The 14,346-nt window shown below is 66.0% G+C and carries 14 protein-coding genes; 7 read left to right on the plus strand and 7 right to left on the minus strand.

What is annotated here, in order from left to right; all coding sequences use genetic code 11:
- Window positions 1-197: 197 nt before the first annotated feature.
- Entirely contained in the window at window positions 198-1,028 is an 831-nt protein-coding gene (locus tag VB716_RS14995) for an integron integrase (RefSeq protein ID WP_322757876.1), read from the minus strand.
- Window positions 1,029-1,076: 48 nt separating this feature from the next.
- Window positions 1,077-1,985: an MBL fold metallo-hydrolase gene (locus VB716_RS15000; RefSeq protein WP_322757875.1), complete on the minus strand. Its 909-nt coding sequence runs from the start codon at window positions 1,983-1,985 to the stop codon at window positions 1,077-1,079.
- Window positions 1,986-2,085: 100 nt separating this feature from the next.
- Between VB716_RS15000 and VB716_RS15005 the strand changes: the two genes are divergently transcribed.
- Window positions 2,086-3,099, plus strand: a complete 1,014-nt coding sequence (locus tag VB716_RS15005; protein ID WP_323270897.1) for a methyltransferase — start codon at window positions 2,086-2,088, stop codon at window positions 3,097-3,099.
- Between the two features lie 17 nt (window positions 3,100-3,116).
- Here VB716_RS15005 and VB716_RS15010 read toward each other — a convergent pair whose 3' ends face one another.
- Both VB716_RS15010 and VB716_RS15015 read right to left on the minus strand, forming a co-directional pair.
- A complete protein-coding gene (locus VB716_RS15010) occupies window positions 3,117-4,238 on the minus strand; it encodes a GTP 3',8-cyclase MoaA (RefSeq protein WP_323270906.1) in 1,122 nt (373 codons plus the stop codon).
- A gap of 98 nt (window positions 4,239-4,336) precedes the next feature.
- On the minus strand, window positions 4,337-4,960 hold the full coding sequence (locus tag VB716_RS15015; RefSeq protein ID WP_323270898.1) for a molybdenum cofactor guanylyltransferase: 624 nt from the start codon (window positions 4,958-4,960) through the stop codon (window positions 4,337-4,339).
- 345 nt (window positions 4,961-5,305) lie between these two features.
- On the opposite strand from VB716_RS15015, the gene VB716_RS15020 reads away from it, so the two are divergent.
- Both VB716_RS15020 and VB716_RS15025 read left to right on the plus strand, forming a co-directional pair.
- Entirely contained in the window at window positions 5,306-6,868 is a 1,563-nt protein-coding gene (locus tag VB716_RS15020; protein ID WP_323270899.1) for an MFS transporter, read from the plus strand.
- A gap of 93 nt (window positions 6,869-6,961) precedes the next feature.
- A complete protein-coding gene (locus VB716_RS15025) occupies window positions 6,962-9,166 on the plus strand; it encodes a nitrate reductase (RefSeq protein ID WP_323270900.1) in 2,205 nt (734 codons plus the stop codon).
- Here VB716_RS15025 and VB716_RS15030 read toward each other — a convergent pair.
- Window positions 9,127-9,597: a nitrate reductase associated protein gene (locus VB716_RS15030; RefSeq protein ID WP_323270901.1), complete on the minus strand. Its 471-nt coding sequence runs from the start codon at window positions 9,595-9,597 to the stop codon at window positions 9,127-9,129. The two genes, VB716_RS15025 and VB716_RS15030, sit on opposite strands and share 40 nt — an antisense overlap.
- Entirely contained in the window at window positions 9,587-10,702 is a 1,116-nt protein-coding gene (locus tag VB716_RS15035) for an anthranilate phosphoribosyltransferase family protein (protein ID WP_323270903.1), read from the minus strand. The genes VB716_RS15030 and VB716_RS15035 overlap by 11 nt, the downstream gene beginning before the upstream one ends.
- A 253-nt stretch (window positions 10,703-10,955) precedes the next feature.
- Between VB716_RS15035 and VB716_RS15040 the strand changes: the two genes are divergently transcribed.
- The 3 genes from VB716_RS15040 to VB716_RS15050 all read left to right on the plus strand — a co-directional run bounded on the left by VB716_RS15040 (window position 10,956) and on the right by VB716_RS15050 (window position 13,212).
- Entirely contained in the window at window positions 10,956-11,099 is a 144-nt protein-coding gene (locus tag VB716_RS15040; protein ID WP_323246560.1) for a hypothetical protein, read from the plus strand.
- Between the two features lie 26 nt (window positions 11,100-11,125).
- On the plus strand, window positions 11,126-11,329 hold the full coding sequence (locus VB716_RS15045; RefSeq protein ID WP_197157681.1) for a hypothetical protein: 204 nt from the start codon (window positions 11,126-11,128) through the stop codon (window positions 11,327-11,329).
- A 314-nt stretch (window positions 11,330-11,643) separates the two neighbouring features.
- The gene (locus VB716_RS15050) at window positions 11,644-13,212 is read left to right on the plus strand and encodes a ferredoxin--nitrite reductase (RefSeq protein WP_197158968.1); all 1,569 of its coding nucleotides are present in this window, start codon (window positions 11,644-11,646) and stop codon (window positions 13,210-13,212) included.
- Here the strand turns inward: VB716_RS15050 and VB716_RS15055 are convergent.
- Window positions 13,142-13,582, minus strand: a complete 441-nt coding sequence (locus VB716_RS15055) for a hypothetical protein (RefSeq protein ID WP_197157679.1) — start codon at window positions 13,580-13,582, stop codon at window positions 13,142-13,144. The two genes, VB716_RS15050 and VB716_RS15055, sit on opposite strands and share 71 nt — an antisense overlap.
- An 89-nt stretch (window positions 13,583-13,671) precedes the next feature.
- On the opposite strand from VB716_RS15055, the gene VB716_RS15060 reads away from it, so the two are divergent.
- Window positions 13,672-14,346 (plus strand): hypothetical protein (locus VB716_RS15060; RefSeq protein WP_323270904.1); only part of this gene is annotated, 675 nt, incomplete at its 3' end.

Below are 14,346 nucleotides of genomic sequence, written 5' to 3' on the forward strand. Positions count from 1 at the left end.
CGCAACCGGCTGCCTGGCCTGTCTAACTGTATTTCGGCGGGTCCGGTATCCCCTCCCTGCTCAGTGCCTGCGGCTGCATACGAGCCCTAAGTCTCCCAAGGCGATGGCTGAAATGCGTTCCAGCATAAGGCCCTTTCTGGCATTGCTCTATCGCTGACGGGAACTTGGGCGGGTCCGAGAGCCAAATGTTTGGGCCGCTACAAAAGGTCGACGGGGCTCATCACCCCGCAAGGGCCTCGATTCAGTACATGTGTATAGATCATCGTGGTCTTCACGTCGCTGTGCCCAAGCAATTCCTGGATCGTGCGGATATCCTGGCCGCGCTCCAGTAGATGAGTCGCAAACGAGTGGCGAAAGGTGTGGCAGCTGGCCGCCTTGCTGATGCCGGCACGCAGGATCGCCCGCTTCACGGCCTTCTGGATCACGGATGGGTCGATGTGGTGCCGGCCTTCCACTCTCGTCTTTGCGTCACGCCAGCGGTGGGCCTGTGGAAAGACCCATTGCCACCCCCATTCCAAAGCAGCATTCGGGTATTTCCTTCCCAGTGCCATTGGCAGCAAGACTCTCCCCCAACCTGCTTCCAGGTCTGCACAGTGAATCTGTCGCACCGCCTGTAGATGCGCCTGCAATGGCTCCGCGAGGCTGGTTGGAAGCACGGTGATCCGGTCCTTGTCCCCTTTGCCGCTGCGAACGGTCACGTGCCTGGCCTCGAAGTCCACGTCCTGGACCCGGAGCCGCAGGGCTTCCATGAGCCTCAGGCCGCCGCCATACAGCATCTGCGCCACGAGTTGTTCGGTGCCCTCGAGTTGTTGCAGCACAGCCTTCGTCTCTGCCACCGTGAACACCACCGGTAGCCGCTTGGGCTGCCTGGCACGGACCACTCCCTCCAGGTTGCCCACATCACCGCCCATCTCACGCGGATGGCGCATCCCGTGAAAGTGCAGAAATCGTTTCACCCATTGGGAATAGGTGCTGATCGTGCGGCGCGCGTAGTGCCGCACCTGTAGCTCCTCCCGGTATCGATCCATCAGCCTTGGGCCTTGACGAGGAGTCATGTCTGCGGTGCGGAACCACCTTCAGGGTTCCCCGCCCGGTCCCTGCCGCCCTCGCGCCAGCGTTGCCTCCAGTTCCCGGCGCCATTCGCCCGGCGCGAAGGTGTGCCAACGGCCGTGGCCGGGCAGCAGCCAGCGCACGTCCAGATCCAGCAACCGCTCCACCGAACGCAGCTGCTCCGGCCAGTTCCACCAGCAATAGCGTTGGGACGCCACCACCCCCGGCGGATCCACGCCCCACCAGAGGTGGTCGCCGCTGAACAGCACCTGCTTGGCGAACAGCACCGCCACTGAGCCGGCCGTGTGTCCCGGCACCGGCAGCACCAGCAGGTCGGCATCGAGCCGGATCGGCTCCGTGCCTTCGAAGCGGTGCTCCGCCTGCGGCGCGGCCTCCGCATCAGCGCTGTGGATCCAGCGTTCGGCGCCGAACCGCTTGGCCCAGGCCTGGTGATCGGCCACATCGTCGCGGTGGCTGAGCAGGATGCGGCTCACACCTCCCAGGGCCTCGATCCGGCGGGCCAGCGCTGCGCTCCAGCGCGGTGAATCGATCAGCACGTTGTCTGAGCTGCCATCGGGGCGTCGCCGGGTGATCAGCCAGCTGCTCGCCCCGAAGCTCTGGCGCGAGGCCCAGCCGCAGTAGTGCACCTCCCCCTGCGGCAGGCTCACCACCAGCGATGGGAAGCCATCGGCTGGTGTGAGCGCCAGCAGGTTCCGGCTGGTGCCGATCGCCCCCACCGGGCAGGCCTGCAGCGCCAGCAGGGCGGCGCGGGTCTCGACATCGCCCTGGGGCTGGGCCCAGACGTGCGAGCTGCTGCCGGTGGGGGCGAAGTGGGCCGGATCGAACTGCCAGCAGGTGCCGCAGTCGATGCAGCTGGCATCCACGTAGAAGGGGCCGCCCGCATTGGCGGCCAGGCGCTGGCTCGCACGGGCCATGGCGGTGAGGCAATACCACCCTCAGCCTGGTGGATCGCTCCGCTCTGGCCCACGGTCTCGTGCTGGGGCTTATAGAGCAACGGCACCCCGTTCCGGCCCGATGGACCCCCGCGCGGATCTCACCAGCCACTTTCTCCAGCTCGCCAGCGGTAACTGGGTCACCCAGATGATCCACGTGGCTGCCGAACTGGAGCTCGCCGACCATCTGGCCGCCGCCAACCCCGAGGGCCTGACCGCCGAGGAGCTCGCCGCCCAATGCGGCGCCGATGCCGATGCCCTGTTCCGGCTGCTGCGGGGCCTGGCCAGCCTGGGCCTGTTCGCCGAAACCGAGCCGCGCTGCTTCGTGCTCACCCCCCTGGCCGACCTGCTGCGCAGCGACCATCCCGCCTCCCAGCGCCAGTTCGTTCGGATGCTCGGCGGTGAGCACTACGACGCCTGGGCCGACCTGCTCCACAGCGTGCGCACCGGCGAGAGCGCCTTCCGCCACCATTACGGCGAACCCGTCTTCCCCTGGTACGGCCACAACCCCGAGCGCGGCGCCATCTTCGACGGCGCCATGACCGACTTCTCCCGCGTGGAGACCCAGGGCCTGCTGGCGGCCTACGACTTCAGCGCCATCACCCACCTGGTCGACGTGGGCGGTGGCCGGGGTCAGCTGCTGCAGGCGGTGCTGCGCCACCACGGGCACCTGCGCGGCACCCTGTTCGATCAGCCCTCCGTGGTGGAGCCGGTGGTGGTTGCGCCGGAGCTGGAGGGGCGCTTCCAGGTCGCTTCCGGCGACTTCTTCCACTCCGTGCCGGCTGGAGCTGACGCCTACCTGCTCAAGCACATCCTCCACGACTGGGGCGATGACGCCTGCCTCACGATCCTGGGCCACATCCGCGCCGGCCTTGCCCCCGGCGGCCGGGTGCTGATCCTCGAGCAGGTGATTCCGCCGGGCAACGATCCGGCCCCCGCCAAGATGCTCGACCTGAATATGCTCGTGATGACCGAAGGTGGCCGCGAGCGCACCCCCGGCGAGTACGCCCAGCTGCTGGAGCGGGCCGGCCTGCGTCTTGAGGCGATCACCGCCACACCGTCGCCGATCAGCGTGGTGGAGGCGGTGCTGGGCTGAAGCTCATGGGGTCAGCCTCAGCCCCCGAGGTAGGCCATCTCTGCCGGAGTGGCTCGGCCCGCGGTCGTGCCAACGGCCTCCCTACGTTCTTCGCTGTAGCGGTCCTGCCGCTGTTGCCAGAGTGCCCCGATCGCAGCCCGCAGTCCCGCCGCATCCGGCGCTGCGGCTGTACTTGGCCGGAGCCAGGGTTTGAGGTCGCTGCCGCCGCTGGCGAACAGGCAGGTGTAGGCCACGCCGTCGGAGGTGACCCGCAGGCGATTGCAATCGCCGCAGAAGGGGGCGCTGATCGAGGCCACCACCGCCACATGCAGCGGCGCGGCGCCGGCTGAAGACCCTGGGTTGTCGAGGTAGCGCCAGCGGCTGGCGGTGCCCTGGGCCGGACGCCCCACCGGTTGCAGCGGCCAGTGGGCTCCGATGCGCCGCACCATCTCGGCGGCGCTGAGCACCTGCTGCGGGTCCCAGCCGTTGCGGTTGCCCACATCCATGAACTCGATCAGGCGCAACTCCACCCCCCGCTGACGCGCCAGGGCCGCCAGCGGGATCAGCTGGTCGTCGTTGCGGCCGCGGGCGATCACCGCGTTGAGCTTCAGCTCCCCCCGGGCCGGATCGAAGCCGGCGGCGCGGGCATGCTCGATCGCCTCCAGCACCCGCTGCAGCAGCCGCTCCCCCCGTGCCGCCTCGGCCTTTGCAGGCGGGGCGGTGCTGTCCAGACCGGCCATCCGGGCCACGCTGGCGCCATCGGTGCCATCAAGGCTGAGCGTGATCCGATCCAGCCCGGCCTGCCGCAGCGCCCTGGCCCGTTCCGCCGTGAGCAGCGCCCCGTTGCTGGTCAGGGCGATCTCGCGCAGCTGGCTGCCCTGGCCGCGGTTGCTTTGTCCGCTGGCGGCACCACCTTTCAGCGGCTGCAGGCTGCTGATCAGCTCCTCGAGCGGTGCATAGAGCAGTGGCTCCCCGCCCGTGAGCCGCAGCGAGGAGAAGCCCAGCCCGGCGGCGGTTTCGATCAGCTGCCGCCGTTCCGCCAGGGTCAGCAGCTCGGGCGGATCCCGATCGTCCGGGCAGCAGTAGGGACAGGCCAGGTTGCAGCGGGCCGTGAGCGACAGCCGCAGCACCCCCGGCGCGCGGTGGTGGCGATCGAGCAGAGGGACTGGGGGGTCTGAGGCGGCAGGGTCCACGCGGGCATCAGCCCTTGAGGCTTCGGCTCCGCCCAGCCTGCCGGGTTCCGCCTTGGGCTGGCGAGTCACGGCCCGGCTGCCTTGTCCGGTCGTGCGGCTGGCCCGTCGTGGGGCCAGTCGTGCGGATGGTTGCAGTTCCTCAGCTGGGAGGGCTCCAGCCTCACCGGCAGCACCGGCTGGCGATCCAGCCAGCCCTGCAGGCGGCGATGGCCCAGTGCCAGCCAATCCTCCAGATCGCGGCGCACGGTTGGCGTGTTCGGGTAGACCCCCAGCAGGGGCTGCAGGCGCTGGCCGTCGTGGGCGAGGCAGAACTGGTGGGGGTGTTGGTCTGCGGCTTCGAGCAGCTGCCGCAGGCTCTGGGTCTCCAGCCAGGGCATGTCCACTGGCATCAGCAGCAGGATTGCGTCGTCCGGGTGCCGGTGCATCAGCCGCGCCAGGGCCCGCAGCGGCCCTCGCCAGGGGGGTGGTTCCTCGAAGCAATCCAAGGGCACGCCCAGGGGCTGCGCCAACCCTGCGGCCAGGGCCAGGTGGGACGAATGGCGGCTGCAGAGGGTGATCGGCTGCTCCAGGGCGGCCAGCCGCCGCAGCCCCCGCTCCAGCCAGGTGCCGCCGGCCGGATGGGGCAACAGGGCCTTGTCGCGGCCCATGCGGTGGCTGTCACCACCGCTCAGCAGGCAGCTGCGCAGCAAGGATCAGCACTGCTCAGCCGGTGGATTTCGGCAGTAGCTGTTGCTTGCGAGGATCACGCTGCCGTCCACAATCGTCAGAGGTCTTGTCATGACATTCGCTGATCAGATGGCTTGAGAATGCCAAGGAGGGTGGCTGAACCATTGCTCTGTCTTCCTTGTCTGTCTTCCTGGATCGATACAAGCAGCGATGCAGTCCGGCATGAAGGCTGCTCGATGACCATCCGTAACTGTGGCTACATCGCGGGTTTGGTGTGAGCTGGTCTAATGCCTGAGCGGTTGGCATGGTGCGCCGCTCAAAGGCTCCGCCCGATTTTCGAGAGGTGAGGGTCGCCATCTTGATTTCACATGCTTGCCGAACTCTGGTCACTCCAGGGCAGATATAAGACACTGCATCTCACCTGGTTTGCCTTTTTCCTTACTTTCGTTGTCTGGTTCAACCTTGCACCCCTGGCCACCACGGTCAAGGCCGAATTTGGGCTCAGCGTTCCTCAGATCCGCACCCTGGCGATTTGCAACGTTGCCCTGACAGTGCCCGCCCGCATTCTGATTGGAATGCTGCTCGACAAGTTTGGACCCCGAATTACCTACTCCACGTTGTTGGTGTTTTCGGCGATCCCCTGTCTGATGTTTGCGGCCGCTCAGGATTTCAACCAGCTGGTTGTGGCCCGCTTGTTGCTTTCTATCGTGGGCGCCGGGTTTGTGATCGGCATCCGAATGGTGGCTGAATGGTTTCCCCCCAAGGAGATTGGCGTTGCCGAAGGGATTTATGGCGGCTGGGGAAATTTCGGCTCGGCTTTCTCTGCCTTGACCCTGGTGATCGTGGCCGGCTGGCTGTCATTCTCCGGCGGTTTTGAAGTGGATGGTGCTGTTCTGAACTGGCGAGGTGCAATTGCCTTGACGGGCATCATTTCGGCCGTCTATGGATTGATTTATTATTTTAATGTCACCGATACGCCCCCCGGAAAAACTTATCAAAAGCCCCTTAAGACTGCTGGTCTCGAGGTGACATCGATCAAGGATTTCTGGGGTCTGATCGGCATGAATGTGCCCTTCGCGGCGATCCTGGCGGTGCTGGCCTGGCGCCTCCAGAAAGTGAAGTTCCTTGATGCGGGTGGATATACGATTGCCCTGCTCCTGGTGCTGGTTTTCTTTGTCTTCCAGACCTGGGGCATTATCCGAACCAACAAGGCCCTGATCCTGGGTCAACGCACCTACGACAAGGACGATCGCTATCAGTTCAAGCAGGTGGCGATCCTGGAGCTCACTTATATCGTCAATTTCGGGTCCGAGCTGGCGGTGGTGTCGATGCTTCCCACCTTCTTTGAAACCACCTTTGACCTTCCCAAGGCAACGGCGGGCATCCTGGCCTCCGCTTTTGCCTTCGTGAACCTGATCGCCCGACCTGGCGGCGGCCTGCTGTCCGACAAGCTCGGTTCACGCAAGTCGACCATGGGATTTCTCACCATCGGCCTGGGTATCGGCTATCTGGTGATGAGCATGATCAAGCCCGGCACTTTCACCGGCAATGCTGGCATTGCCCTGGCCCTGGTGCTCACGATGGCCTGCTCGTTCTTTGTGCAGGCTGGCGAAGGCTCCACCTTTGCCATGGTGCCTCTGGTCAAGCGCCGGGTCACCGGCCAGATCGCTGGCATGGTCGGGGCTTACGGCAATGTGGGGGCCGTGGCTTACCTCACGATCTACAGCCTGCTGCCCGTCTGGATGGGTGGCGCTTCGGCGGAGCCTTCGCCTGAAGTGATTGCTGCCTCCAACAGTGCCTTCTTCCAGATCCTGGGAGTGGCTGGCTTGATCGTGGGCTTCATGTGTTACTTCTTCCTCAATGAGCCCAAGGGCTCCTTCGCTGATCAGCATGAGGGTGAAGCCGTTGCTGCCGCCTCCCCCGCGGGCTGATTGCCCGCTGTTTTGAGGCCTGGTTCTCCACCACGACCGTCGACATCAGGCAGGCCGATGGCCTGCCTTTTCCATTGTGATCGTTGTCTGTTCATGGTTGATTCCGCTGCCTCCTCCCTGCGCTCCCAGTGCCCCTATTGCGGAGTTGGGTGCGGGCTTGAGCTGATGCCGCCGGCCTCGAAAGGCAAGCCCACCCGTCGAGGTGACGATGGCCTGCCGGTCTGGGGTGCCCGGGGCGATCGGCAGCATCCCTCCAGTCTCGGACAGGTCTGCGTCAAGGGAGCCACGGTCTGCGACACGCTGGATGGGGGAAGGCAGCTGCAGCCCCTCTATCGCGCCAGCCTGGATGATCCGTTGGCGCCGATCTCGTGGGATCTGGCCTTGGATCGGATTGTGCACCAGATCAAGGCGAGTCTGGCTGGCAAGGGGGCAGACGCGATCGCCATGTATGGCTCCGGCCAGTTTCACACCGAGGACTACTACCTCGCCCAGAAACTGTTGAAGGGGGCGATCGGTACCAACAATTTTGATGCCAATTCACGCCTGTGCATGAGTTCGGCTGTGGCCGGCTATGCCCGCAGCCTGGGCTCTGATGGCCCGCCCTGCAGTTATGACGACCTTGACCACTGCGGCGTCGCCTTTCTGATCGGCACCAACATGGCGGAGTGCCATCCGGTTCTGTTCCAACGTCTGCTCAAGCGCAAACGGCGCCAGCCTGGATCCCTGCAGCTGGTGGTGGTGGATCCGCGCGCCACCGCCACCGCTGCCGCCGCCGATCTGCATCTGCCGATTCGCCCAGGCACCGATCTCGTGCTGCTGCACGGAATTGGCCATCTGCTGTTGCGGCAGGCATGGATCAATTTTGAGTTCATCGAGGGGGAAACCGAGGGTTTTGCGGCCTATGCGCAGTTGATCCAGGCCTGGACTCCCGATCGGGTGACGCGGATCTGTGGCATCACCGAGGAGCAGTTGCAGGCTGTGGCCTCCCTTTGGGGTGGTGACGGTCCGGTGCTCAGCCTCTGGTCCATGGGCGTGAACCAGAGCGTCGAAGGCACTGCCACCGTGGCGGGGATCATCAACCTGCATCTGATCACCGGTCAGATCGGCCGTGTCGGCGCCGGACCGTTCTCGCTCACGGGACAGCCCAATGCGATGGGGGGGAGGGAGGCCGGTGGCCTCTCCCATCTCCTGCCCGGCTATCGCACGGTCGCGGATCCTCTGCATCGCCGGGCGGTGGAGCAGGTCTGGGGGTTCCAGCCTGGTGCGATCAGCCCCGCCCCCGGGCTCACGGCCTGGCAGCAGGTGGAAGCGATGGAGGCGGGCGAACTCGATCTCTGGTGGGTCGCCGCCACCAATCCGTTGGTGAGCCTGCCCAATCTTGAACGGGTCAAGGCGGCGCTGCTGCGTTGTCCCCTGGTGGTGGTGAGCGAGGCCTATGCGGAGACGGAAACAGCTCAGTACGCCCATCTGATCCTGCCCGCTGCCCAGTGGAGCGAGAAGGAGGGTGCCATGACCAACTCCGAGCGACGGGTCACCCTCTGCCCCTGCTTCCGCCCCGCTCCCGGCCAGGCGCGTGCCGATTGGCAGGTGTTTGCCGAGGTGGGTCGCCGCCTTGGTTTTGTGGATCAGTTCACCTATGCCTCAGCCGCTGAGGTCTATGCCGAGTTCGTGCAGCTCACCGCCGGTCGTCTTTGCGATGTCTCCGGTCTGAGCCACGATCTTCTCCGTCTGGAGGGGCCCCAGCAGTGGCCCTTTCCGATCGGCACCGAGCCCACCACCGAAGCCCGGCGGCTGTACACCGATTGGCGCTTCGCGACCCCCAGTGGGCGCGCCCGCCTGATCGCCGAGCAGCCGCTGGGGCTGGCGGAACCCCCCAGTGAGGCCTATCCCCTGGTACTCACGGTGGGGCGCTACCTCGGCCACTGGCACACCATGACCCGCACGGCCCGTGTTCCCCGGCTCACGGCGATGCATCCCGAACCCCTGCTGGAGATCCATCCCGACGATGCGGAGTCCCTGGGGCTGGAGAGCGGAGCCCTGGCCTCGATCACCTCGCGGCGGGCCAGCATCACCGCCAGGGTCGACATCACCGAACGGATTCGGCCAGGCACGGTTTTTCTGCCGATGCACTGGGGATTCATGCAGGAGCAGGCCTGTGAAGTGAATGCCCTGTTGCATGAGCAGGCCTGCCCGATCTCGAAGCAGCCTGAACTCAAGGCAGCGGCGGTGTGTGTGCGGCGGCGCAGTCGCGAGCAGCTTCAGGGGAAGATTTCCGCCAGCGCAGCCGCCAGGTTGTGATGGTCGTGCCCGGGGCGGGCCAGCTTGCAGAGGGCGAAGCGTTCCAGTTCCGACAGGGCAAGCCAGCCCTCCGGCGTGAGGCTGTATCCCAGCTCGGCGGCCGCCGTCGTTGCCGCCATGGGCGGTTCACCTCCCTGCTGCCATGGTTCCTGGCTGGCTACCGGCAGGTCTGTGGCTTCGCCATCCGGCATCTCCCGGGTGCACTGCTTCAGATGGGTGGCCAGGGCCCGGAGTGCCTCGGCATCGTCGCCCCAGAGCACCAGCTCCTGCCGCGCCGCTTCGGGCATCGCCAGCCAGTGGCTGAGGCGAAGTTTGATGCCGGCCAGATCAAGTTTGCGCCTCACACAGAGAGGGATGCAGCGCCAGTTGCCGACGAAGTCGTGCTCAAAATCAAAGCAATGGCTGCCCTGACTGGCCTGGTCAGGACGCATCGGCCCTCCACTGGATCAGACGCTGCAGCTGGGTCAGACCGGCGCCGCTGTTCACCAGGTTCCGGGCCATGGCCAGGCCACGCTCGAGATCGGCCTGCACCCCCGCCAGAGAGAGATAGACGCCTGCATTCCAGATCAGAGCCGTTGTCAGCGGGCCCTGTCCGCCCAGGGCCGCCAGCGCCTGTTGACTCCAGCTGTCCAGCTCGAGCCAGGGCACATCGTTGTCGTAGCAGCCATGGTCACGGGGATGGAGGATCATCCGCTCGATCTGGTCACCCCGCGCACGGGCGGTGATGCAGGCCCGGCTGATCGGCAGGTCTGTGCTGCCTTCCAGGCCTTTCACGGTGATCACCTCCTCCTCGCCCGTCAGATCCAGTGCTTTCCATGCCCGCGATTCGGTGGGGGGATGCACGAAGCCGCTCACCAGGAGATGGGGACCGCGGTGGGCGGTCCAGAGCAGTTCGAGGCTGGCGACGGGTGGGCGCTTCCCCAGATCTTCCCGAATCTCGGTGAGCCGCTCCGCCAGGGGAAAATGATCGGGCTGATGGATCAGGGCCAACCGCTGCTGAGTGAGCCCCTCCTGAACGGTGGCCAGCGGCAGGTGCAGCAGATCGAGGCCCAGGGAGGCGAACAGTTCCATGGCCGTCACCCCGTATTTGACCGGCATCCGGCTTCCGCCCTGCAGCACCACCGGCAGGCCGGCGGCAGCCAGCACCAGGCTGGTCAGCGGGTAGATCGGCGCTGTGCGGGTGCGGCCATCAAAGGGCATGCCGAAGCTGACCGCTCGCTCAGTGGTGTGGAGGGCGGGGCCGAGGTCCCTGTAGAGATCCAGCATGCCGGCGAGTTCCTGGGTCTCCGGTCGTCGAATCCGGTGGGCGATCAGGAAGGCACCGATCTGGGCTGGACTGGCCAGGCCGCGCAGCATCAGCTCCAGAGCATCCCGCGCTTCGCTGCGGCTGAGGCCCTGGCTGGTGTGCTCACCGCTGCCGATTTTCTTGAGATAGAGCTTGAATCGCTGGCGTTCATCACTGGGCTGTCTGGCAAATGCTGCTGCGGCTTCCAGGGTGGTCGTGGGATCTGGCGCGGGATTCGAGGTGGCTGGCATCAACATGGACGGTCGGCACTGAATCCACCAGCACCAGTATTTTCCACAGCTGAATGCGGAACTGTGCGGGTTGTGGCCTGAGCCGCACGGGGCCCAAGCGGACGGTGTCAGCCCATCACTGCGAAGAAGTATCAAGCGATACTGATTCTTTCCTGAAGAGGCGAGGGGGCGATCAGGTCGATCGGTTCGGTACCAACCATTGCATCGAGGCGCGTCGTGGGCCGAGAGAGTCACCCGAACGTCCCCTGTTCCCGTGCGTCTCGCCGCTTCCTTTGGACTGTTGCTCGGTGTCCTGCATGGCTGGAGCGTTCTGGATCTGAGGGCCTCCCAGGCGGCCGCCCCCTTCGCAGGCCTCTCGGAGGCGGCGCCTCTCCAGGATTCGGGCCGCTCATACTGACGCCATTCATCAGCTTGGTTGCTGCCATGGCTGCGCCGCTGCAGGTCACCCGCGCCCAGGCCTCGCCCCTGGGGGTGGCCCTCGCCTTCCTTGGCATGTTCGTGGTGGGCTCGCTCGCTGTTCAGCTGCTGGCTTCGCTGCCGCGCTCCTCGGGAGCGGCTTCCCGGTCGGCTCCGGCGCCGGTGATTGCCCATCAGGCGACGCTCTGGCAGACCCTCGGCGAACGCTGAGTCTCGGCGGGTCGGATTCAGGGAGTGTCCCGGGCCAGCCTGGTCTGGGAGCTGGGATGGGGGCGCGGCGAGATTCCGTAGCGGTAGTGACACGAGCCCTGAAGCTTCCGCCTCAGGATGTGGCGATCGCGTGATTCGGGTACTGGCGCTGCTGTTTCGGCTGCCGTCTCCGACGACTCTTGCCGGCTGCGTATCCCTCATTGGCGCTCGCCGGCCCCACCGCTCTGCTGGATGCCGGCGTGGTGGGGCTTTCGAGGTCACGTCATCCCTCCGCCGCTTCCTGTTCCGGCGCCGTATGGGCGCGCTACTTCTTTATGCAGACCCCTCCCGTAACCGATCTGTCAGCTGAGCCCAAGCTCAGTAAACTCGAGCAGGCCAAAGCCGACTTCTGTGGCCTCGATCTGGAGCCCCAGCTTGCAGATCTCGCTCTACAGGGGTGGGAATCCCTGGATGAGGCCACCCTCACCATTCATCTCAAGTGGCTGGGCATCTTTTTCCGGCCGGTTACGCCGGGGCGCTTCATGCTGCGGCTGCGGCTGCGCAATGGTGTGATTCAGGCGGAGCAGTTGGAGGTGCTGGCCGAAGCCGTGGATCGCTGCGGCGAGCATGGCAGCGCCGACATCACCACCCGCCAGAACCTGCAGCTGCGGGGGTTGTTGTTCGAAGACATGGCCCCGCTGCTGGCGGCGATGGAGCGGGTGGGCCTCACCAGCCGTCAATCCGGCCACGACAATCCCCGCAACATCACCGGCAATCCACTGGCCGGCATTGATCCCGAGGAGGTTTTCGATACACGACCACTGGTGAGCGCGATTCAGGAGCGGCTCTTCGCTCCGGATGGTCCCCGCAACCTGCCCCGCAAGTTCAATGTGGCGGTGGGAGGGGCGCCAGACAGTTTCCTTCTGCATAACGATCTTGCCTTTCTTCCGGCCTGGAGCGGTGGGGCCAGTGGTGGTGAGCTTGGCTTCACGGTGATGGTTGGAGGCTTCTTCTCCGCCCAGCGCAATGCCCTGGCTCTCCCGCTGGGCGTGTGGCTTCCTCCGGAGCACTTGCCCACATTCACGCTTGCGGTGCTTCGCCACTTCGAGGATCAGGGCAACCGGGAGGTGCGCAACAAGAGCCGGTTGATGTATCTGATTGATGCCCTGGGGCTCGACGACTACCGCACCGCCGTGCTCGCCCGGTTCGCTGCATTCGCCGGTATCGCGGCGGCCGACACGGTCCGGCCGCACGATGGCAGCAACCTCGTCTGCCGCGCCCCGCGTGATGGTCTGGGGGTGCATGCCCAGAAGCAGGACGGCCTGCATTGGGTGGGCCTGCATGTGCCGATGGGCCGGTTCCGTGGCGCCGACCTGTTTGAGCTGGCGCGCCTGGCGTGCACCTATGGCAGCGGAGAGCTGCGTCTGACCGAAGCCCAGAACGTGCTGTTGCCGAATGTGCCGACTGACCGCCTGGAGGCGCTGCAGCAGGAGCCGCTGCTACAACGCTTCCGTCTCGATCCCGGAGCCCTGCAGGCCGAGGCGGTGAGCTGCACCGGCAATGCCTACTGCAGCTTTGCCCTGATCCCCACCAAGGGCCTGGCCCAGGATGTTCTCGATGCGCTGGAGACGAGGATCGATCTCCCTGAGGCTGTCCGCATGCACTGGACCGGTTGCCCCAACGCCTGCGGCCAGCCCTACATGGGTCAGATTGGCCTGATGGGTGCCAAGGCTCGCAAGGATGGCGAGATGGTGGAGGCCGCCAAGATCTTTCTGGGAGGTTCCATCGGCCAGGAACCGAAGCTGGCGGAGCTCCACGACAAGGGGGTCCCGCTCACCGACCTGACCGATGTGTTGGAGCAGCTGCTCCTGGAGCGCTTCGGTGCCACGCCGAAGGCTGCCTGACCGCCCCCGGCCACCAGGCAGGGCGACGCCAGCCGTGCTGCTGGCGTTGCTCCTGCCGCCAGACCCGATCGATCGCCTCCAGTGCGGCGGTGTCGTGGGGGTCCTGCCCGCCGTAGAGGAGACGGGTGAGCCGCTCAGGGTCGAATCCCATCAAGGCCGCTTCCTGCCACAGGCGGCTGCTACGGGCCGTATCGCCGAGGGCGAACTGGGCTCGATCGAGATCGCGCACCCATCGGAACAGCAATTGCCGCTCCTTGAGCGCATCCAGTCCGTCGAGCTCCGCCCCTGACGCCGAAACGCTGGCCGATTGCACCCCAACGCCGCGCTGTCGTGCCCGATCGAGCCCTGGGTCTGCGGTGGTCCGGATCATGCGATTGGCCATGGGGTCGTTCGAGCAAGCCTGCACTTGTGATAGACGCCATGGACGCCACCACCCTCTCCATCACATCAAACGTATCGATGGCTACGGTTTCTGAGCCAGGGTGGTGCCCGCCCCATCCCCGTGCCATGCCGGAGCTGTTGCCGCCACCGGGCAGTCCGGAACGCTGGCCCTGGCTTCAGCAGCTGCGCCGCCGGCCGAGTCTGGATCTTGAGCCCTGGTTGGTGGCGATTGAAACGGGCCGATTGCAGCCGGAGGCCGATCTTCTGGCCGTGTTGGCGGAACGCGTCGACGGCCAGGCCACGGTGCGCCTGCTGGCCTGGTGGTTGGCGGAGCCCAGCGCTGATCCGGAGTGCCTGTCCGTGATCGCTCGGTTGCGCCATCCCGGCTGTGCTGGGCTGCTGCGCCAGGCCCTGGCGACGGCTTCCTCCGACCGTCAGGAGCTGCTGGTGCCGCTGCTCGGCCATCAGCGGGATCCAGCTGATTTCAACCGGCTGCGCTCCCTGGCCCTCGAGCCAGGGCCGTTGCTGTTGCGCCGGGCAGCACTCGAGGGTCTGGCCCTGGGACTGCCGGCATGGCCCACCGAATCCCTGCGGCAGGTGCTGCGGAGCTGCGCCGTTGATCTCGATCCCCTCCTGGCGGGGGCAGCCGTGGACCTTCTGGCCCGGCTGCCGCACGGCCGCCGCAGCCTGTCTCACCTCGATCCGTCGCGGCTGGACGGGGCCGTGGCCAGGCGGCGGCAGCGGCGCCTGGCC

The organism is Synechococcus sp. CCY9201 (assembly GCF_034931105.1).
Lineage (GTDB): Bacteria > Cyanobacteriota > Cyanobacteriia > PCC-6307 > Cyanobiaceae > CBW1002.

Bases quoted from the DNA above. Each gene is read 5' to 3' on its own strand.
- VB716_RS15055 (WP_197157679.1), bottom strand. From the start codon at position 13,582: ATGATCCGGACCACCGCAGACCCAGGGCTCGATCGGGCACGACAGCGC.
- VB716_RS14995 (WP_322757876.1), bottom strand. From the start codon at position 1,028: ATGGATCGATACCGGGAGGAGCTACAGGTGCGGCACTACGCGCGCCGC.
- VB716_RS15025 (WP_323270900.1), top strand. From the start codon at position 6,962: ATGGTTGATTCCGCTGCCTCCTCCCTGCGCTCCCAGTGCCCCTATTGC.
- VB716_RS15045 (WP_197157681.1), top strand. From the start codon at position 11,126: ATGGCTGCGCCGCTGCAGGTCACCCGCGCCCAGGCCTCGCCCCTGGGG.
- VB716_RS15030 (WP_323270901.1), bottom strand. From the start codon at position 9,597: ATGCGTCCTGACCAGGCCAGTCAGGGCAGCCATTGCTTTGATTTTGAG.
- VB716_RS15035 (WP_323270903.1), bottom strand. From the start codon at position 10,702: ATGCCAGCCACCTCGAATCCCGCGCCAGATCCCACGACCACCCTGGAA.
- VB716_RS15020 (WP_323270899.1), top strand. From the start codon at position 5,306: ATGCTTGCCGAACTCTGGTCACTCCAGGGCAGATATAAGACACTGCAT.
- VB716_RS15005 (WP_323270897.1), top strand. From the start codon at position 2,086: ATGGACCCCCGCGCGGATCTCACCAGCCACTTTCTCCAGCTCGCCAGC.
- VB716_RS15000 (WP_322757875.1), bottom strand. From the start codon at position 1,985: ATGGCCCGTGCGAGCCAGCGCCTGGCCGCCAATGCGGGCGGCCCCTTC.
- VB716_RS15050 (WP_197158968.1), top strand. From the start codon at position 11,644: ATGCAGACCCCTCCCGTAACCGATCTGTCAGCTGAGCCCAAGCTCAGT.